The 18,645-nt window shown below is 52.9% G+C and carries 18 protein-coding genes and 1 pseudogene; 13 read left to right on the top strand and 6 right to left on the bottom strand.

Annotated elements, in window-relative coordinates:
- Nucleotides 1-53: 53 nt before the first annotated feature.
- Nucleotides 54-1,070 (bottom strand): substrate-binding domain-containing protein, encoded by a 1,017-nt coding sequence (locus P0Y67_RS01685; RefSeq protein ID WP_446728788.1) that lies wholly within the window; start codon nucleotides 1,068-1,070, stop codon nucleotides 54-56.
- Between the two features lie 378 nt (nucleotides 1,071-1,448).
- Here P0Y67_RS01685 and P0Y67_RS01680 point away from each other — a divergent pair, with 378 nt between their 5' ends.
- Nucleotides 1,449-2,249: a response regulator transcription factor gene (locus P0Y67_RS01680; protein ID WP_342390469.1), complete on the top strand. Its 801-nt coding sequence runs from the start codon at nucleotides 1,449-1,451 to the stop codon at nucleotides 2,247-2,249.
- Nucleotides 2,250-2,288: 39 nt separating this feature from the next.
- Here the strand turns inward: P0Y67_RS01680 and P0Y67_RS01675 are convergent, their stop codons facing one another.
- On the bottom strand, nucleotides 2,289-2,507 hold the full coding sequence (locus tag P0Y67_RS01675) for a hypothetical protein (protein ID WP_342390468.1): 219 nt from the start codon (nucleotides 2,505-2,507) through the stop codon (nucleotides 2,289-2,291).
- Between the two features lie 319 nt (nucleotides 2,508-2,826).
- Between P0Y67_RS01675 and P0Y67_RS01670 the strand changes: the two genes are divergently transcribed.
- The 12 genes and pseudogenes from P0Y67_RS01670 to P0Y67_RS01615 all read left to right on the top strand — a co-directional run bounded on the left by P0Y67_RS01670 (nucleotide 2,827) and on the right by P0Y67_RS01615 (nucleotide 14,557).
- Nucleotides 2,827-3,456, top strand: a complete 630-nt coding sequence (locus P0Y67_RS01670; RefSeq protein WP_342390467.1) for a thermostable hemolysin — start codon at nucleotides 2,827-2,829, stop codon at nucleotides 3,454-3,456.
- Nucleotides 3,453-4,439: pseudogene (locus P0Y67_RS01665) on the top strand (AMP-binding protein); the annotation flags it as partial. The gene P0Y67_RS01670 and the pseudogene P0Y67_RS01665, both read left to right, overlap by 4 nt.
- Nucleotides 4,440-5,021: 582 nt before the next feature.
- Nucleotides 5,022-5,699 (top strand): TenA family transcriptional regulator, encoded by a 678-nt coding sequence (locus P0Y67_RS01660; RefSeq protein ID WP_342390495.1) that lies wholly within the window; start codon nucleotides 5,022-5,024, stop codon nucleotides 5,697-5,699.
- 40 nt (nucleotides 5,700-5,739) lie between these two features.
- Nucleotides 5,740-6,549, top strand: a complete 810-nt coding sequence (locus tag P0Y67_RS01655; RefSeq protein WP_342390466.1) for an SDR family oxidoreductase — start codon at nucleotides 5,740-5,742, stop codon at nucleotides 6,547-6,549.
- Nucleotides 6,550-6,565: 16 nt separating this feature from the next.
- A complete protein-coding gene (locus P0Y67_RS01650) occupies nucleotides 6,566-7,219 on the top strand; it encodes a tetratricopeptide repeat protein (protein WP_342390465.1) in 654 nt (217 codons plus the stop codon).
- Between the two features lie 3 nt (nucleotides 7,220-7,222).
- Nucleotides 7,223-7,882, top strand: coding sequence for a response regulator (locus P0Y67_RS01645; RefSeq protein ID WP_161459670.1), 660 nt, complete (start codon nucleotides 7,223-7,225; stop codon nucleotides 7,880-7,882).
- Nucleotides 7,869-9,320 carry a sensor histidine kinase gene (locus tag P0Y67_RS01640; RefSeq protein WP_342390464.1) on the top strand — a complete coding sequence of 484 codons (1,452 nt, stop codon included), beginning with the start codon at nucleotides 7,869-7,871 and terminating at the stop codon, nucleotides 9,318-9,320. The genes P0Y67_RS01645 and P0Y67_RS01640 overlap by 14 nt, the downstream gene beginning before the upstream one ends.
- Before the next feature lie 206 nt (nucleotides 9,321-9,526).
- Nucleotides 9,527-10,717, top strand: coding sequence for a glycine betaine/L-proline ABC transporter ATP-binding protein ProV (proV, locus tag P0Y67_RS01635; protein WP_342390463.1), 1,191 nt, complete (start codon nucleotides 9,527-9,529; stop codon nucleotides 10,715-10,717).
- Between the two features lies 1 nt (nucleotide 10,718).
- Entirely contained in the window at nucleotides 10,719-11,858 is a 1,140-nt protein-coding gene (gene proW, locus P0Y67_RS01630) for a glycine betaine/L-proline ABC transporter permease ProW (protein WP_342390462.1), read from the top strand.
- A 10-nt stretch (nucleotides 11,859-11,868) separates the two neighbouring features.
- Nucleotides 11,869-12,885, top strand: coding sequence for a glycine betaine/L-proline ABC transporter substrate-binding protein ProX (gene proX / locus P0Y67_RS01625; RefSeq protein ID WP_342390461.1), 1,017 nt, complete (start codon nucleotides 11,869-11,871; stop codon nucleotides 12,883-12,885).
- Nucleotides 12,886-13,046: 161 nt separating this feature from the next.
- The gene (locus P0Y67_RS01620) at nucleotides 13,047-13,427 is read left to right on the top strand and encodes a DUF3302 domain-containing protein (protein ID WP_342390460.1); all 381 of its coding nucleotides are present in this window, start codon (nucleotides 13,047-13,049) and stop codon (nucleotides 13,425-13,427) included.
- Complete coding sequence (locus P0Y67_RS01615) at nucleotides 13,427-14,557, top strand: HlyD family secretion protein (protein WP_342390459.1); 1,131 nt, start codon at nucleotides 13,427-13,429, stop codon at nucleotides 14,555-14,557. Before P0Y67_RS01620 ends, P0Y67_RS01615 begins: the two co-directional genes overlap by 1 nt.
- A gap of 36 nt (nucleotides 14,558-14,593) precedes the next feature.
- Here P0Y67_RS01615 and rarD read toward each other — a convergent pair whose 3' ends face one another.
- The 4 genes from rarD to P0Y67_RS01595 all read right to left on the bottom strand — a co-directional run bounded on the left by rarD (nucleotide 14,594) and on the right by P0Y67_RS01595 (nucleotide 18,618).
- Nucleotides 14,594-15,499 carry an EamA family transporter RarD gene (gene rarD, locus P0Y67_RS01610; RefSeq protein WP_342390458.1) on the bottom strand — a complete coding sequence of 302 codons (906 nt, stop codon included), beginning with the start codon at nucleotides 15,497-15,499 and terminating at the stop codon, nucleotides 14,594-14,596.
- A gap of 128 nt (nucleotides 15,500-15,627) precedes the next feature.
- Nucleotides 15,628-16,749, bottom strand: a complete 1,122-nt coding sequence (locus P0Y67_RS01605) for an ABC transporter permease (protein WP_342390457.1) — start codon at nucleotides 16,747-16,749, stop codon at nucleotides 15,628-15,630.
- A complete protein-coding gene (locus P0Y67_RS01600; RefSeq protein WP_342390456.1) occupies nucleotides 16,749-17,669 on the bottom strand; it encodes an ABC transporter ATP-binding protein in 921 nt (306 codons plus the stop codon). Before P0Y67_RS01600 ends, P0Y67_RS01605 begins: the two co-directional genes overlap by 1 nt.
- Entirely contained in the window at nucleotides 17,662-18,618 is a 957-nt protein-coding gene (locus P0Y67_RS01595) for an HlyD family secretion protein (RefSeq protein WP_342390455.1), read from the bottom strand. Before P0Y67_RS01595 ends, P0Y67_RS01600 begins: the two co-directional genes overlap by 8 nt.
- Between the last annotated feature and the right edge of the window lie 27 nt (nucleotides 18,619-18,645).

Below are 18,645 nucleotides of genomic sequence, written 5' to 3'. Positions count from 1 at the left end.
TACCTCTTCATAGCGGTATGCCGACTGCACACTGGCATACCTGCAAACCGAAATTAATGTTGCAGTGCTTTTTGCACCGAAGCCGGTGCTTCGCGGCGTAGCGCCTGCTGCCAGGCATCAGCCAGATTGTCGCGGGTCACAGCACTGGCACTGACGGTGACAAAAGGTGGCGTGTATTCACCCAGTTTCGCCAGCGCGCCCATGCGCGCCAGTGTCTGTCCCAGGTCATAAGGCAAATCGGTGACTATACCGGCAACGTTTCGGCCTTTGGCCATATCCAGCGCATTGGCAGCGCCGAGATCCATGGTCACCACTTTGATGTCTTTACGTCCCGCGGCACGCGTTGCCGCGACGACACCTTCGGCAATACTGTCCCAGGGGGCATAAATGGCGGTCATGTCCGGGTACTGGGTAATCAGTGCCGAGGCAACCACCTCGCCGTCATTCGCATTGGCGATACCGCGTTTTGCCACAATCTCGATATCCGGGTAGTTTTTCTGCAGGTTGGTCAGGACCGCCTGATCACGCTGATTGGTGACGTAATAATTGGCTTCGTGATAAATAAACCCGACTTTGCCTGTGTTGCCCACTGCCTTGGCGATCATGTCCGCGGCCAGTTTACCCATCTGGAACAAGTCATCCGTCACGATACCGGCATAGTCTTTGCCATGTTCAAAACCACTGGGCAGGTTGCTGATCAGCACCAGTTTGCTGCCCTGCTGTACCGCAGGTTTAAACGCCGCGGCCCCAGACACAGGGTCGACCACCAGCGCAATCAGGATGTCAGGCTTCATGGCCATAGTGGTTTCGACATCGGTTTTTTGCTTATTGGCATCGAATTCCGCATCCGTCACGGCCACCACATCAATATTGAGTTCAGCAAACATGTCTTTTGCACCATCAATCAGCGCGTTTGACCAGTCTGATGTGCTGTGCATCAGAATCGCCGCGGTGTACTCCTTGGTTTTAATCGCATTTGCTTGTGATGCATTTAAAGTCACATCGGTATAAGGCGTTGCTGTTTCTCCGTTAGGCCCTTGTGTTGAAGTCACTTCCGCCATTGAAGGCATGGTCACTGCCAGTAGCGCAGTGAAACCTAAGGTTTGGCATGCCTGAGCGATTTTTTTCAATTTCATTCCCTGTCCCACCTGTTTGGTTAAGTATTACATGAGTATTAATATAGGTGTTTTTTGGGTATTTAATGCGATCAAGATCTCGACACATCATCATTACATAGTGATAACAATCACAACAACGGTTGAAAAAACAACGCGTCACTCATTGATCAGGCAAATAACACCGGTTAAATGCGTAACGAGATGAGATAAAACACCTAACAAATACCTATAAACAAAAAAGCAAGGTGATTGATAGGTAAAAGCTGGGTATCATGGCAGGGTAATACTGACCAAGGCCGCGGTCAGTAGAAAACGAGGTAATCAGGAAACATGAGTCAGCACACCGCCAATCAAAACAGCAGTTCTGCCAAAGTGACTGCCGGCATTTATCAGCAGATACTGGCGCACCACGATATCTACTTCATTGCATTTGATCAGCATGAGCAGGTGATTGCCAGTAACTACCCGGTTGCGACGCTCACTTTAAAGCAACTGGATGATCTTGTTTTCCTGGTCGGCCCGGCCAATATTGCGCAGATCAGATCAGTGCTGTTGCAGCAAACCGGGCAGTGCCGTTTCTCTGTCGCCAATCTGGCCTTCGAGACGCTGTGTCTGCAAGAGGGTAATGCGCCTGCTGTCTATTGCCTGCACATCAAAGCCAGGGACGACAATGCAGCCGAGCCTAAACTGTCTGCCATTGAACAGGATTATAAAATCATCAACGAGCTTGCCAGTTCCCTGAGTTTCCTCACGACGGCATCGGAGCATCATCTGCCTGATCATTTGCAGCAGGAAGTGCGCGATATCCATTTACCGGAAGTGGAAGCTCGCCTGAAACAGGTGCAGGATCCCGGACTGAAAATGTGCCTGGAGATTGTGAAATCCAATATGGACAGCCTGCTGAACGATGCGCCGGGGATGAACAGCCGTTTGCTGGAGGTGCTGACCCCGTCAGAACTGCAGGTTGCAGAATTCATTCGAGGCGGGATGTCGAGTAAAGAAATTGCGAGTACCCTGAATGTGGCGCGCAAGACAGTGGAAAACCACAGAAACAGCTTACGCAATAAACTGGGTATAACAAACAGAGGGGTAAATCTCAGGAATTACCTGTTGAGCCTGGAAAAGAAATAATCATCCCTGATATAGCGTTGTCTGTGTCAAACTTCTGACTTAACACCCGTTAGCGGTACGCAGGCGTTTCGGCCACTGAGCCGTACCGGACGACAACATGACAATCTTCCCTTCCCGTGCTTCCCCCGAATGATGGGAAAGCACATTACCCAGCAGCGGTTCTACTTTCATAGGACTGCGCGAAGCCGGAATCATGTCGATTAAACGGGAGAACTCTTCAAATCCCATTGGTTCCAGATGATTTGCTCGAATTTTCATGTTCATTGCGCTTCTACACTCCTTTCCTTGGCGGTCATCATCGCAACAAAATATGACAATAAAAAATCTCAATGTGACATTTATGTTAAACGTTAATTCCCTGTAAGAAATTGACATATCCCTCAATAATCTGGACGTACCACTTAAATCACCACGAGCAAGGTCACAAATATTAAAGATAGGAAACATAACTAAAATCAATGTATCACCTAATTGCGACTGAAAAGCCGTAAAGATTAGATGATTATTTTTATGTCTTAAGTCTGTCTTAAGTTTCCCTTTCTAAGGTGTGTATACATACCTTAAGGGGAAATATGCGATGGATCAGAATAATTCTAACAAATTAACCTTGGTGCATATTGATAAAGATCATCCTTTACGTGAGAAAACAGAATCTTATGTTGCCTCACGCTATGCTTCTGCCTTTCACGCACGCATCCACACCTTCATGCCCGACTTCCTGGCATTAGTCGATGACCAGAATCAACTCCTGTCCGTATGCGGTTTTCAATCTGCTGACGCCGGACCGCTGTTCCTGGAGCAGTATCTGGATCTGCCCGCTGACCACCTGATGTCTGAGCGATTTGGCCTGCCTGTCTCCCGCTGCGAATTGATTGAATTCGGCCAGCTTGCTGCATTTTCTAAAGGGATGTCATCTTTGCATTTCACCCTGATTGCCCGGCATATGGTCAATCAGGGCTACCACTGGTGCATTTTCACCGCTACCGGGCCATTGCAGGCCATGATGCGCCGGTTCGGATTAGCCCCTCACATACTGGCGGATGCATCAGCCGATCGTATTCCTGATGCTGAAAAAATCTGGGGCACCTATTATTGTCACCAGCCCAGAATCTCAGGAGGCAACCTGGCGGCCGGCCTGCAAACTCTGATGCAGCACCAGCAGACGTCACCGTTCGCGCTCAGCCTGACCCAGGGAGGACAGGCATGAGTAATCTGATCCTTGAGCGGCTGTTTCAGTTCGCGCAAACAGCCCCCCGGCTGACTGCCCTTCAGGGGCGCAATCCGGCTACCGGTGAAAGCATCAGCCTCAGTTTCCATCAACTGGCTGATGAGGTCATACGTGCTGCCGACACCCTTAACCAGCAAGACGTACATTGTCTGGCCCTCAAAGCAGATAACGGGCTGGCCTGGGCGATTGCCGATCTGGCCGCCATGCTCGCCGGAAAAGTGCTGATACCGGTGCCCGTTTTTTTCTCTGATCAACAAATCCGGCACCTGCTCACTGCATCGCAGGTTGATGCGCTGTGGGGAGACTGGTCGGTCGGTGAGCACGCAGGGTCAATGACGATTGCCGATCTGCCTTTCTATCGGTTGTCTTCTCGCAGCCAGCCCGGCCAGTTGCACCCTCAAACCTGTAAAGTCACCTTTACTTCAGGTTCCACCGCCCAGCCCAAAGGGGTATGTCTGAGTCAGCACCATCTGGCAACGACGAGCCAAGCGCTCGCTGAGGCGCTTTCACCTAAAGTCACCCCCGCAAAGCATCTGGTGATGTTGCCGCTTGCCACCTTGCTCGAGAACATCACCGGTCTGTATGTGCCGCTGCTGCTGGGGGCAACTGCGGTGATTTTGCCGGGAGACAATGTTGGCCTGACAGGCTCCAGTGCCTTTGATCCGCGGCGTTTCGCCCAGGCTCTGGCCGAACATCAGCCGGAGAGCCTGGTGCTGACGCCGGCCTTACTGATGGCGCTTTGTCAGATTGCCGCTCAACAGCCGGCACTGACCCGGTCGCTGCAATTTGTGGCGGTCGGTGGCGCACGGGTCGCTCCCGCCCTGCTGGCACAGGCGCATGCACTGAACATTCCCGCTTATGAAGGGTATGGTCTGTCAGAGTGTGGTTCTGTGGTCAGCCTCAATCTGCCCGGTGCCGACAAGCCCGGAAGCTGCGGTCGTCCCCTTTCCCATACCAAGATCAACGTCACGGCCGAGGGTGACATTCAAGTTACCGGAAACAGCATGCTGGGATATCTGGGGCAAGAGGCAAGCCCAGAGACAATACACACAGGTGACATCGGTTATCTGGATGACGACGGATTTCTCCATATTACCGGTCGGCGCAAGAATCAGCTGATCACCAGCTTTGGCCGCAATGTCTCACCCGAATGGATTGAATCAGAAGCCCAGGCGTTTCCCTCGCTGTGTGGCATGGTGGTTATTGGTGACTCACAACTCACACTGAGCGGCATTCTCTTTAGCCAGTCACCGGACTCGGTGCCGCCAGCCATGCAGGCCCTTAACCAACAACTGCCGGATTATGCCCGAATCGGCAATCTGATCATCACCGACCAGCCACTGTCGCATATTCCAGGCTTGATGACGGCCAATGGCCGCCCCAAACGCGATGCTTTGCATCGTTACTTTATGCCAGCCTTGCTCACCGCACAGACAGAGGCAAGTCCTTGGCACAGCAGCCAGACGTCGCTGTCGCTTTACACAGCCAAAACCTTCACTGACCAGCTTGCGCTCACACCTTATACCACTAAAGAGGACACCCCTATGAGTTCGGGATTTTTCCAGACCCTGAGAACAGAAACCGAAGCGGCCCGCAGCCGTATGGCGGACGCCCCCATTTTTACCGCCTGTCAGCAAGGCACGATTGATACTGCAACTTACCTGGCTTTTCTGACTCAGGCTTACCATCACGTTAAACATACTGTGCCCCTGCTGATGGCTTGTGGCAGCAAATTAAGCGAGGACTATGAATGGCTCCGTCAGGCGATCGGGCATTACATTGAAGAGGAAATGGGCCATCAGGCCTGGATACTGAACGACATCGCAGCCTGCGGAGGAAATCCCGCTCCGGTCCGCGACAACCAGGGACCAGGCAAAGTCGGCCTGCCCATAGAGCTGATGGTGTCCTATCTCTATCACCAGATTGACCGCCGTAACCCGATGGGACTGTTCGGCATGGTCTGGGTGCTGGAAGGGACCAGTGTCAGTATCGGCGGTCAGATCGCGCAGCGCATCCAGCAAGTACTCGGCCTGCCTGATAACGCCATGACCTATCTCAAGTCACACAGTGAGCTGGATCAGAGCCATATTCAGACCTTCGAAGGATTAATGAACCGCATTAACGATCCTGCCGATCAACGCGCCATCATAGAGAGTGCCAATACGGTCTACAGCCTTTATGGCCAGATGCTGGCCTCACTGCCGATACCCAGGCTGCACTAACCAGAACGAGCGATACATTTACGTGCACAGGAGATCTTGCATGGATATCAAAAATAAACGCCTGCTGCTGACCGGCGCTTGCGGGGGAATCGGCGCTGAGATTGCCGCAGTATTGGCCGACGCCGGAGCCAGCCTGATTCTGGTCGGCCGTAACGAGAGTAAACTCAGGGCGTTACAGCTTTCACTGAACCAGCCTGACTCACACCTGCTGATAGTGGCAGACCTGAGTACGCCACAAGGCATTGAGACCATTAATCTGGCCTGCCAGCAATGGAAGCAGGCAGGCACGCCCATTCACGGCCTGATCAACAATGCCGGCAGTAATTGCTTTGCCAGTCTGACGCAACGTGAACCGGCCAGTATCAGCAATGAGATTCATCTGAACCTGACAGTGCCGGTGCTCCTTTGTCAGCAGGCGCTGAGCTGGTTGTCCCGTCCGGCTCTGATCCTCAACATAGGCTCGACGTTTTCGGCTATCGGTTATCCCGGCTACACCACTTATTGCGCCAGCAAAGCCGGACTGCACAGATTCAGTGAAGCTCTGCACCGGGAGCTGGACGGAACCGGCGTCCAGGTGCTGTACCTCGCCCCGCGGGCCACGGACACAGCACTGAATTCAACTACAGTGACCGAACTCAATCAGCAACTGGGCAATCATATTGATGCTCCCCGCTGGGTGGCTGAGCAAGTCCTGCACAGCCTTATAAATGAAACACACATTCGCTGGCTGGGATGGCCGGAGAAACTCTGGGTTCGGGTAAACCAGATACTCCCCGGGTCGGTAGCCAGTGCTATCCGGAAACAAAGCAACACAATACGCCAGTACCTCACCAAAGCCGAAGTTATCTGATATTCATGGAGGCATTATGAAAACATTGACCTTTTCACCGGTTACATCCCTGCTGACCTTTGCCTGTATCCTGGGTGCATCCGTCAGTTTCAGCAGCCTGGCTGTCGCGGATGAGCTCAGTGATATCCAGCAACAATGGGCGAAATGCCAGTACGATACCTTTAACAAAGACAACAAAGTGCAGTGCCTCAATCAGGTGATAGCCAACAATCAGCAAGCCCTGCGCCAGGCGCCAACCCGCTCCGACCTGAAAGTCTGGCTGGCCATCAACAAAAGCAGCCTGGCCGGGGCAAAAGGCGGACTGAGTGCCCTGCCGCTGGTAAAAGAAGCTAAGTCGTTGTTAGAAGATGTGATCCGCACCGATCCTAATGTGCTGGACGGCTCTGCCTATACCAGTTTGGGCACGTTATACTATCAGGTACCGGGCTGGCCGATTGGCTTTGGTGATGACGACAAAGCGGAAGCTATGCTGAAAAAGGCACTGGCAATCAACCCGAACGGTATCGATCCTAATTACTTTTATGGCGATTTTCTGGCTCAGAACGGCCGCCGTGATGATGCCATCAGCTATCTGAAAAAAGCCAGCCAGGCCAAGCCTCGCCCCGGTCGCAAACTGGCCGATACAGGAAGACAGCTGGAAATCCGACAAAAACTGAAGGAGCTGCAATAACCGATGCGCATCTTACTAATCGAAGATGATCTGATGCTGGGTGAATCCATGGTGGCCTCACTGAGCCGCCGTGGCTACACCGTTGACTGGTTGCAGCAAGGCCAGGGAGTTGAACTCGCCCTGAAAACCGAGGACTTCCTGGCGGTTATTTTAGATTTAACCCTGCCCGATATCGACGGTCTTCAGGTATTACGGCAGATTCGGCGCGCGGGCCACCAGCTTCCCGTTATGATTCTCACCGCCCGGGACGGGATTGACGATCGCGTCAAAGGGCTGGACGGCGGCGCAGATGATTACCTGGTAAAACCGTTCGCACTGGAAGAATTGCTGGCCCGCTTGCGGGTGATGATACGTCGGCTGTCTGGCAGCTCTGAAACTGAGATTCAGCTGGGCGAGCTGACCCTATCGCTGCTCAACAATGGTGTCAGCTTTCGTGGCAAGCCGGTGAAACTCACCCGCAATGAATTCAAAATTCTCAGTACGCTGGTCGCGCAGGCCGGCCGGGTGATGAGTAAAGACAAACTCCAGCAGGCCCTGCACGGTTGGGATGACACCGCCAGCGATAACGCGATTGAAGTGCATATTCACAATATCCGGAAAAAACTCGGCAGTGCTGTCATAAAAAATATCCGAGGCGTAGGGTACATCATTGAAAACCGCTGAGAGCAAGCCTGTTCTATCGATCAAAAAACGGCTGATCACCCTGACAGTAGCGGCTGCAACTGTGCTGATTGCCATTTCATGGAGCCTGATCTTTGCTGAATCTAAACATGAAATAGATGAGATCTTTGACGCTCGTCTGGGGCAATCGGCCAAACTGCTGGCACTCAGTGCACCGCAACTGCTCAAAATGCCCGCAGAGCAAATGGATCAATTCTATGAAGACTGGTATCAGGGCATCAGCAATCATGCCAGTTTCAGCGATGATGATCCGACCCCTTTCGGTCACCCCTATGAACAGAAGCTGATGTTCCAGCTCTTCGACACTCAGGGCAAGGTTCTGCTGCGCTCTCCCGGCGCACCGTCGCACCCGCTGTCGGCCACCGATAACATTGGTTATCATCCCATTACCTTTGATGATCAGCTTTGGCGTAGTTTTCAGATTCGCCTGCCATTTAGCGACGGCAGCCAAGTTGCCGCATTTCTGGTGGTGGCCGAAAAGCAGGCAATCCGCGATGAACTCATTGATGAAATTGCCTTTTCCACCGGCATTCCGCAATTGCTGCTTATTCCCTGCCTGGCGCTGGCCATTATTCTGCTGGTCAACTATGTTATGCAGCCGGTCGGTGAACTTCAGCAAGCCCTTTCACAAAGAACAATCAATAAGTTGCATGCAATCAGGGTGTCACAGCCCACGGTGGAGCTTAAACCACTCATCGATCAGTTGAATTACCTGCTGTCAGAACTGGATAAAGCCTGGGTGCGTGAAAAACGCTTTACCCACACAGCGGCCCATGAGCTGAAAACACCGCTGGCTGTCCTGCGGCTAAACGCAGAAAATGCCCTGTCCAGCGATAATCCGGCCGATCTGCAGAGCGACCTCAGCCATATTCTCAAAGGGATAGACAGGACTGACCGCCTCATTCAGCAGTTACTGATGCTGGCGAGAGTGGAAAGCGGCAACACCTTTTCGTTCAGCCACCTTGACCTGATGGAATGCCTGCGTGAGGTCATTGCTTCACTGGCTCCTTTAGCGTTAAGACAGGAACAAAATCTGTCTCTGGATGGCCCGTCCTCGCTCACGATTGAGGCCAATCTGCCGCTGCTGCACAGTCTGTTCAGCAATCTCATCGACAATGCCACCCGCTATGCCGGCGAGCATGCGGACATCAACATCAGTGTTCAGACATCGGAACCTGACCAGGTGCTGATTCGTGTCTGTGATTCGGGCCAGCCCATACCTGACGCGATTCGCGAGCGGATGTTTGAGAAATTCTTCCGGGCCAATACAGAACGCGGCGATGGTGCGGGACTGGGCATGTCCATCATCCGCGACATCGCTGAACTGCATGGCGGCACTATTTCACTGGAGCCACAGTCTTCGACAGGCAAAAACTGCTTTCTGGTTACCCTGCCGATCAAAACCGGCCACATTCAATAGTGGCCTAACCATACAAGCTGACTATCTGGCCTGCTACGCTATCGCCACCTATTCATCTGATTAAAAAATAAAAAACCAAACCAACGCACGTCACAATCACACAAACTGCGCCAAATTAAACCCTACCCGCTTCAAATCAGCTGCCATAATTACTTAGATAGCAAAACGTTTTATCTGTAAGGATTGTATAGCGGACCCCCTCATTTATGACTGTAAAAATGGAAGTAAAGAATCTCTACAAGGTGTTTGGCAGTGCCCCTGAAAGGGCGTTTCCACTACTGGAACAGGGATTAGATAAGGATGCCATTTTTGAGAAAACCGGCCTGATTGTCGGCGTCAAAGATGCCACGCTCACCATTAACCAGGGCGAAATTTTCGTGATCATGGGCCTCTCCGGCTCAGGAAAATCGACCCTGGTTCGCCTGCTTAACCGTCTCATCGAACCCACCAGCGGCCAGGTACTGCTTGATAACAAAGACATCGCCAACATCTCAGAGGACGAGTTGCGTACTGTGCGGCGAAACAATATCAGCATGGTGTTTCAGTCATTTGCCCTCATGCCCCATATGACGGTTATCGACAATACCGCCTTCGGCCTGGATCTCGCGGGGGTCGACAAAGCCACCCGTTACGATACCGCAATCCAGGCACTGGCACGGGTTGGACTGGAAGCTTATGCCGCCTCATACCCTGACGAGTTATCAGGGGGTATGAAGCAAAGGGTCGGCCTGGCAAGAGCACTGGCCAATGACCCGGACATTCTGTTGATGGATGAGGCTTTTTCTGCCCTTGACCCGTTGATCCGCACCGAAATGCAAGATGAGCTTATCCGCCTGCAAAGCGATGACAAACGCACTGTGGTTTTTATTTCTCACGACCTTGATGAAGCCATGCGGATTGGCGATCGGATTGCCATTATGCAAAATGGCGAAGTGGTTCAGATTGGCACACCGGATGAAATCCTCCATCACCCGGCGAATGATTATGTGCGATCTTTCTTTAAAGGCGTGGATGTCACCAATGTCTTTACCGCCAAAGACATCGCCCGCAAACAAGCCGTCACTGTGATTAAAAAAACCGAAACGGACGGCCCGCGCGCCGCACTGAAGCTGCTCAATGATAATGACAGGGAGTACGGCATTGTGGTCGACCGCCGCAACCTGTATGTCGGGTTAGTGTCGACAGACACCCTGCAAACGGCCAGCAAAGCAGGCCATACCCTGACTCAGGCGCTGCTGGGCGATACCATCACTTTTCTGCCTGAAACCCCTGTGGGTGAGCTGATCGGTCAGGTTGCCAATCTGCCTTATGGTGTGCCTGTTGTTGATGAAAACCATATTTATCATGGTGTTATTACCAAAGCCCGCCTGTTACAGACACTAGATCGGGAGGCCTGATATGAGCCAGGAAAATAACCCAGAGTCATCTACGCCGGTGGCGGACAACCCGCCGGCACCTGCCTCACAAGACCCCTGGTCCAGCGCAGATACCACTAATACCGACCCCTGGGGCAATTCAGCCACCTCGACGCCCAACTCAGGTTCCGACTGGCTCAATACCTCAGATTCAACGCCCGTTGACCCGTCCATCGACTGGATACATCCGTTTCAGGATGCCCTGATCCCGTTTGATCAATGGGTCGAAGACGGCATCAACTGGCTGGTCGCCAATTTCCGGCCAGCGTTTCAGGCGATCAGTGTACCGATTGATTACATACTCACCGCCTTCCAGACCACGCTGCAGAGCACACCGGCACTCTTGATGATTTTTCTGATCATGATCCTGGCCTGGCAGATAGCCGGTCCACGGATGGGGATTGCCAGTGTGATCTCGCTGCTGCTGATAGGCGCCATAGGTGCCTGGGATCAGGCGATGGTCACGCTGGCGCTGGTTCTGACGTCCGTTTTCTTCTGCCTGCTGATCGGGCTACCGACCGGTATCTGGCTGGCCAGGAGTGAAAAAGCGGCCAGAATTGTCAGGCCGATTCTTGATGCAATGCAAACAACACCCGCTTTTGTCTATCTGGTGCCCATAGTGATGTTATTTGGTATCGGGAATGTGCCAGGGGTCGTGGTGACCATCATCTTTGCCCTGCCTCCGATTATCCGACTGACTATTTTAGGTATCCGCCAGGTGCCTGAAGAACTGATTGAAGCAGCCCACTCTTTTGGCGCGAACCCGAAACAAATGCTCTATAAGGTTCAGTTGCCGCTGGCGATGCCCACCATTATGGCCGGCGTTAACCAAACCCTGATGCTGGCGCTGTCCATGGTGGTGATTGCCTCCATGATAGCCGTTGGCGGGCTGGGTCAGATGGTGCTGCGCGGTATCGGTCGTCTGGATATGGGGCTGGCGGCCATTGGCGGGCTGGGGATCGTCATCCTGGCTATCCTGCTCGACAGGCTGACACAGGCAATGGGGGCATCCGAGCGCGGCCGATCTTACCGTCACTGGTATGAACACGGTCCTATCGGGTTTATTTATCGCCGGTTCAAAAAAGACGAGGCTCCGCATCTGACAACACATTCACAACCCTGAGGAGAAGACAATGACAAGGTCCTGGAAGTCACTCTCACTGAGCACGGCATTATTTGCCGGTGCCATTTCTTTCCCTGCGATGGCCGCAGATTTACCCGGTGAAGGCGTTAGCGTACAGCCTGTACAAAGTACAGTGGCGGAAGAAACCTTCCAGACACTCATCGTTAATAAAGCTCTGGAAGCACTGGGTTACGATGTCCAACCCACCAAAGAGGTGGACTATAACGTGGGCTACACTTCGATTGCCAATGGCGACGCCACCTTCCTGGCCGTCAACTGGGCGCCGCTGCACAAAGATAAATTCATCAAATCAGGCGGGGACGATAAATTCTACCGCAAAGGCTATTACATTACCGGCGCCGCTCAGGGCTACCTGATTGATAAAAAAACCGCCGATCAATACGGCATCACCAATATCAGTCAGCTCAAAGATCCCAAACTGGCCAAGCTGTTTGATGCCAACGGCGACGGCAAAGCGGACATGACAGGCTGTAACCCGGGCTGGGGCTGTGAAGGGGTGATCGAACACCAGCTCGATGCGTTCGGGCTGCGTGACACAGTCACCCATAATCAGGGTAACTACGCCGCTATCATTGCCGACACCATCTCCCGCTACCGTAACGGCTCGCCCATTCTGTACTACACCTGGACCCCTTACTGGGTAAGCGGTGTGCTGGTGCCGGGCAAAGATGTGGTATGGCTGGAAGTGCCGTTCTCGTCATTACCGGGCGAGCGGGAAAACGTTGATACCGCCCTGCCGAACGGCAAAAACTACGGCTTTGAAATGAACAGCATGCGCATTGTTGCCAACAAACAGTTTGCTGAAAACAACCCGGCGGCGGCCAAACTGTTTGAAGTCATGGCACTGGATATCAATGACGTCAGTGCTCAGAATATGCGTATGAGTCAGGGACAAAATTCCCAGAAAGACATAGAAAACCATGTTAACGGCTGGATTCAGTCACACCAGCAACTGTTTAACAGCTGGATTAGTCAGGCAAAAAAAGCCGCTGAAGATGCATCTTAATAGCTGATATATGCAATTAATCTGATACTATGTTTGCCGGGCCAGCATATTGCTGGCCTGATGCAATCTGAATTAAACCTGAAAGACAAAAACCTCATAATTGCTAAGTTTATTTATTAGCTATATTCTTGAGATCATGGTTCAAATTTGACGGTAAATATATGTTTTTGGATTATTTTGCATTGGGATTACTTATTTTTGTAGCCCTTGTTTTATTTTACGGCATCATAGCGATTCACGATATTCCTTACGAGATAGCCAAAGAGCGAGAACATCCCCATCAGGATGCGATTCACTATGCGGGCTGGGTAAGTTTATTCACCTTACATGCTCTGTGGCCATTTTTATGGATCTGGGCCACCTTGTGGCGTAAAGAAAGAGGCTGGGGATTCAAACAGGTTCATGATGAACAAGTCTTACTGCAGACCCAGTTAACCAAAATGGAAATGCAACTCCAGCTACTGCAATCTGAACTCTCCGCATTAAAGCAACAACGCCAACCTGTGAATAGCAATAATGATAACGACGAGGGTAATCAATAATGGAAACGTTACTGGTACTCTCCTATGCAGCCATCTGTATTTTTATCTTCAAAGTTTTCCGGATACCGTTAAATAAATGGACTGTGCCGACTGCCGTACTTGGCGGTATCGTCCTTGTCGGTGCTTTGGTCCTGTTCATGAACTATAACCACCCGCACACCAGCCTGGGCGGTGAATATTTCGTCTCCACCCCTATCATGCCGAACGTGCGCGGTAAGGTCATTGAGGTGCCCGTCACCCCGAACTCCCCGCTCAAGCAAGGTGATGTACTGTTCAAAATTGATCCCACGCCTTTCCAGGCGGAAGTTGACAGGCTGGAAGCCCAGCTGGCAGAAACCAGACAAAACGTACTCGGACAGGAAGCCAGCTACAAAGCAGCAATGGCAACCCGCATTAAAGCGCAGGCAGAACGCGATCGCACCTATCAGCAGTACCAGCGTTATGCCACAGGGTATAAACGCGGCGCCTTCACCAAAGCCGATGTCGATAACCGTGAGCAATTCTACCGCAGCGCCGAAGCCGCACAGGAAGCCGCGCAAGCTGATGAACGCCGGGCAAAACTGGCTTACGAGTCTAACATCAATGGCGAGAACACGGCTGTGGCTCAAATCCAGGCGCAGCTGGTCAAAGCCCGATTTGACCTGGATTCCACTATCGTTCGTGCGCCTACCGATGGCTTTGTGACTCAGGTGCTGCTACGCCCCGGCATGATGGCAGTGCCACTGCCGCTGCGTCCTGTGATGACCTTTATCAACACCAACGATGACTTCATCATAGGTGCGTTCCGTCAGAACTCGCTGTTGCGCCTCAAAGCCGGCTATGAAGCCGATATCATTTTCCGTGCCATTCCGGGGAAAACCTTCAAAGCCGAAATTATCGACGTCTTACCCGCGATTGGTGAAGGTCAGGCGCAGGCGCAAGGCACGCTGATTGGCACAGATATGTTAATGCGCCAGGGCCGCCCGCTGGTCAGGTTCAGGATGCTTGACGATCTCAGTGAGTACCAGCTGCCTTTAGGGGCCAATATGGAAATTGCCGTGTATTCAGATCACGCGCACCATCTGGCGGTGATGCGTAAAATCTTGATTCGCATGAAGAGCTGGCAGAACTTCCTGTATCTGGATCATTAATCCCTTCCCGGCATGCCTGCAATACGCAGGCATGCTTCACTCTTGCGTTTTCACTGCCGACTGAATCTGGGTCTGGGTCACTATCTGGCGCACACAATCCAGGATCAAAAAGAGTACTGCGATCCAGATAAAGAGATAGGTCGGCCACTCTCCTTCGGCAATGCTTTCCCCGAGCAGCAAAGACACCACCACCAGCAATACAGGTTCCACATAGCTCAATAATCCGAACAGGCTGAAACTCAGCAGTTTGCTCGCCACAATGTAGCTGCCGACCGCAAAAGCACTAATGATGCCCAGCCCCATAATGAGCCAGCTAAGATGAGGATGCTGAGCAAAAACGCTCAGGCTTTCGTGCTCGACAAATAGCCACCAGATGGCCGGGGGAATCATGATCGCCATATCAAACCACAGACCACCCAGACTGTCTGTGCCGAGTTTACGCCGCAGCATAAAATAGCCGGGGTAGCCTATCGCCACCACCAGTGTTTCCCAATACAGACCTCCCGAAAGCCAAAGCTTGTGGGCAACGCCGACCGCCGCAAAGGCCACCGCGATTTTTTGCAGCCCGCTCAGTCTGTCCTGATAAACGAAACGGCCCAGCACCACCATGACCAGCGGCATCATGAAATAGCCCAGAGAAACCGGCAGCGCACGGCCATTGATCGGCGCCCACATGAACAGCCAGAACTGGACGCCCAGCAACAATGCCGACAAGGGCAAGCCCAGCCATAGCAGGGGGCGCTGACGGACTGCAGACACAATAGCCTTCACTTGCGGCCATGCTTTGCTGAGCAGCAGAAAAGCAGTGAGAAACGGTAAGGTCAGTAACAGCCGCCAGCTAAAGATGGCTTCGCCATTGAGCGGTGCCAGCAGGGTCGAGTAGTAATACAGCGCCCCGAACAGACACGACGACATCACTGACAGAAAAACGCCTTTACCCACATTACCCCCCTGACATCTGATCCATTTGGCGACAAGCTTAAACGCACAGGATGATATCAGCCCGTTGTCGCCAATGGCGATGTAATTTTCCGCCAGGGATGCAGGACGTTGTGAAGATGGGATCCGGGTCAGTCCAGTGTTTTCTTAAAGCGCCAGGAAGCTAACAGCAACCCGAGCAAGGTAAAGCCCAGCAACCAGAGTGCGTCTTTCCACAGCACTGCCACATCGGCGCCGCGCAGCACTATGCCCCGTATCATGCGCATAAAATGGGTTGCAGGCAGGACTTCTGCAATCCATTGGGCAATCACAGGCATACCTTCATACGGGAACATAAAGCCGGACAGCAAGATAGAAGGTAACAGAATAAACACCGTCATCTGCATGGCTTGCAGCTGAGTCTGTGCAATTGTCGAGATCACCAGCCCCAGAGTCAGGCTGGCAGCAATAAACAGCAAGGTGCCGAACAGAATCTGACTGACCGGGCCATTAATCGGCACCGCAAAAATGTAATGGCCCAGCCCCAGAATGATCACCACCTGAATCAGACCAATGACGATATAAGGCGCGATCTTTGCCAGCATGAGCTCAAGGGAATGCACCGGGGTGGTGATCAGCAACTCCAGGTTGCCCCTTTCCCGCTCGCGGACTATCGCCGCAGAGGTGAACAGTATCATGGTCATGGTGAGTATGACGCCGAGCAGGCCCGGCACAATATTGACAGCTGTTCGCCGCTCCGGGTTAAAGTACAGCGCAACTTCAAAGGTCGGCGTCATCACACTCGACTGCTGCGCTTTGTAATCCGAGACCAGGTTATCGACCGGCATATTCTGTAATTGCAGCAAGGCAGAACTGACCATAGTATCTGAGCCATCCACCAGCCATTGCCCGGCTTTTCTGTGCTGTGCCAGTCGTTGGTCCAGATCCCTTGGCAGAACCAGCACACCCCGTACTGTCCCGGCAGTAATGGCTTGCTCGCCTTCTCTGGGCGTGGCGTAGGTAGCCACCACGGTGACCACCTGAGTGGCTTTCACCGCTTCGGTAATGATCCGGCCATACTGAGACTGGCTTTGATCCACAATCGCCACGGGAATATTGCGCACATCCGTATTGATGGCAAAGCCAAACAACAACAGCTGTATCAGCGGGATCATCACTACCATGCCGAAGGTAATTCTGTCGCGGGACAGCTGGCGAAACTCTTTCATCAGAATCGCTTTCATTCTGATCAGGCTGGATGTTACGGCATTCATCATTTGCTCCCTGTGCTGGTGACAAAGACGTCTTCCAGACTGGGGCGAACCACATCGAACTCGGCCTGAGCCAGGGCCGGTAGCTGACGTTTCAGCCAGGCCACAGGGTCAGATTCTTCGGCACGCACCAAAACACGCAGACGAATACCTAACTGCGCGGCTGACACCACGGCCGGTATGGCCAGCAAACTGTCTTTGATCTGCCTGAGCCCCGGCGCTTTGATTTCAACCACACTGACGCCCATCTGCTTCATCAGGGAATCAGGCGGGCCGTCTGCCTTGATTTCACCGGCTTCCATAATCGCCAGCCCATGGCAGCGCTCGGCTTCATCCATGTAATGGGTGGTCACCAGAATGGTGGTGCCTGAATCAGACAAGTCAAAAAGCTGCTCCCAGAAATCACGCCGCGACTGGGGATCCACCGCTGAGGTCGGTTCGTCCAGAAACAGTAAATCAGGTTTGTGCATCACAGCCGCCGCCAGGGCGAGCCGCTGTTTCTGCCCGCCGCTCATGCTGCCAACCCGTTGTTTCATCAATTCATTAAGGTTATAAGTGCTGCCGAGCTCTGCCACCCTGGGTTTCAGCTCCCGGCCTGGCAAACCATAAATCTGGCCGATAAACTGCAGGTTTTCTTTGACTGACAAATCTTCATACAAGGAAAACTTCTGCGTCATGTAGCCAATTTTCATCCGCAGCGCTTCCGCCTGTTCGGGAATGCGCAGGCCAAGTACTTCAATCTCTCCCTCACTGGGGCTCAGCAGTCCGGTTAACATACGCAGCGTGGTGGATTTACCGCAGCCATTCGGCCCCAGAAAGCCGTAGATGTGGCCCCTGGGGACTTGCAGATTGAGTTTGTTGACTGCGGTGAAATCGCCGAACCGCCGCGTCAGGCCAGTGGCCTTGATTGCCAGCTCACTCAAAAGGCATCTCCACCTGAACCGGTACGCCGGAAGGCAAAGACTCGGCATCCGACAAATCGAACTCGGCCAGGTAAACCAGCCGCGCCCTGTCATCTTCATTCAGTGCGTAATAAGGGGTAAAGGCCGGCTCAGTCGCTATCCAACGCAAAGTGCCTTCAAATGGTTCTGAAACGCCATCGACATACACCTTTGCCACACTGCCCGGCTGCAAAGCAACTCGGTAAGGCTCAGGGACATACACTCTGGCGTAAGGCTGGCTACTGGCCTGAATGACAGCAACAACAGCACTCATGGGCACTCGCTCGCCCAGGTTATACGGCAGGCTGTCCAAAATGCCGTCGCGGGTTGCCACGACAGTGAGATCATTGAAAATACGCTGCTGCAGAGCCACATTGGCTGTTGCCGCTTCCAGTTCCGCCTGCGCCTGCTGAATATCTTCAATTCTTTCGCCCCGGGTCAGCTTGATGAAATTCTCCCGCGCCTCGGCTACCTGCGCCCTTGCACTGTCACGCTCGGCTTTTGCGGTATCCCGCTCGGCCACGCTGATCAGTTTCTGCCGCACCAGGCTCTCTCGGCGCAGATAGGTTTTTTCCGCATCGGTCAAACGGGCATTCGCCTGTTCAAGCTGTGCCTTAGCCGCGGCAATATCTTCCACCCGCTCGCCGTTAGTGAGCCGGAGCAGATAAGCCGCCGCTCTGGCCTGCTCGGCTTTCACCTGCGCCAGGGTAGCGCCTTGCCGTGTGGTATCCAGCCGGACCAGCACTTCTCCGGCTTGCACTGGCTGACCTTCGGCTACCGGCATGTCGCGGATAATTTCATTTGCCGTCGCCGTCAAGGTTATGCGATCGCGCTCAAGAGTGCCCAGAGCCAGTGAAGACGAACGATTGTCGCACCCGGCCAGTAACAAGAGTGTCAGCACCAAAAATTGCAATGACCCGGCAGATTTCATTTAGCGCTACTCCAAGACAGACTGTAA

Origin of the sequence: Photobacterium sp. SP02 (genome assembly GCF_038519165.1) — a bacterium.
Lineage (GTDB): Bacteria > Pseudomonadota > Gammaproteobacteria > Enterobacterales > Vibrionaceae > Photobacterium > Photobacterium halotolerans.
The sequence above is the reverse complement of the archived record's forward strand: the minus strand, read 5'-3'. Positions and strand labels throughout refer to the sequence as shown.

Bases quoted from the DNA above. Each gene is read 5' to 3' on its own strand.
- P0Y67_RS01675 (WP_342390468.1), bottom strand. From the start codon at position 2,507: ATGAAAATTCGAGCAAATCATCTGGAACCAATGGGATTTGAAGAGTTC.
- P0Y67_RS01650 (WP_342390465.1), top strand. From the start codon at position 6,566: ATGAAAACATTGACCTTTTCACCGGTTACATCCCTGCTGACCTTTGCC.
- P0Y67_RS01595 (WP_342390455.1), bottom strand. From the start codon at position 18,618: ATGAAATCTGCCGGGTCATTGCAATTTTTGGTGCTGACACTCTTGTTA.
- proW (WP_342390462.1), top strand. From the start codon at position 10,719: ATGAGCCAGGAAAATAACCCAGAGTCATCTACGCCGGTGGCGGACAAC.
- P0Y67_RS01660 (WP_342390495.1), top strand. From the start codon at position 5,022: ATGAGTTCGGGATTTTTCCAGACCCTGAGAACAGAAACCGAAGCGGCC.
- P0Y67_RS01615 (WP_342390459.1), top strand. From the start codon at position 13,427: ATGGAAACGTTACTGGTACTCTCCTATGCAGCCATCTGTATTTTTATC.
- P0Y67_RS01685 (WP_446728788.1), bottom strand. From the start codon at position 1,070: ATGCCTTCAATGGCGGAAGTGACTTCAACACAAGGGCCTAACGGAGAA.
- P0Y67_RS01645 (WP_161459670.1), top strand. From the start codon at position 7,223: ATGCGCATCTTACTAATCGAAGATGATCTGATGCTGGGTGAATCCATG.
- proX (WP_342390461.1), top strand. From the start codon at position 11,869: ATGACAAGGTCCTGGAAGTCACTCTCACTGAGCACGGCATTATTTGCC.
- P0Y67_RS01680 (WP_342390469.1), top strand. From the start codon at position 1,449: ATGAGTCAGCACACCGCCAATCAAAACAGCAGTTCTGCCAAAGTGACT.
- P0Y67_RS01620 (WP_342390460.1), top strand. From the start codon at position 13,047: ATGTTTTTGGATTATTTTGCATTGGGATTACTTATTTTTGTAGCCCTT.
- P0Y67_RS01655 (WP_342390466.1), top strand. From the start codon at position 5,740: ATGGATATCAAAAATAAACGCCTGCTGCTGACCGGCGCTTGCGGGGGA.
- P0Y67_RS01670 (WP_342390467.1), top strand. From the start codon at position 2,827: ATGGATCAGAATAATTCTAACAAATTAACCTTGGTGCATATTGATAAA.
- P0Y67_RS01605 (WP_342390457.1), bottom strand. From the start codon at position 16,749: ATGAATGCCGTAACATCCAGCCTGATCAGAATGAAAGCGATTCTGATG.
- proV (WP_342390463.1), top strand. From the start codon at position 9,527: ATGACTGTAAAAATGGAAGTAAAGAATCTCTACAAGGTGTTTGGCAGT.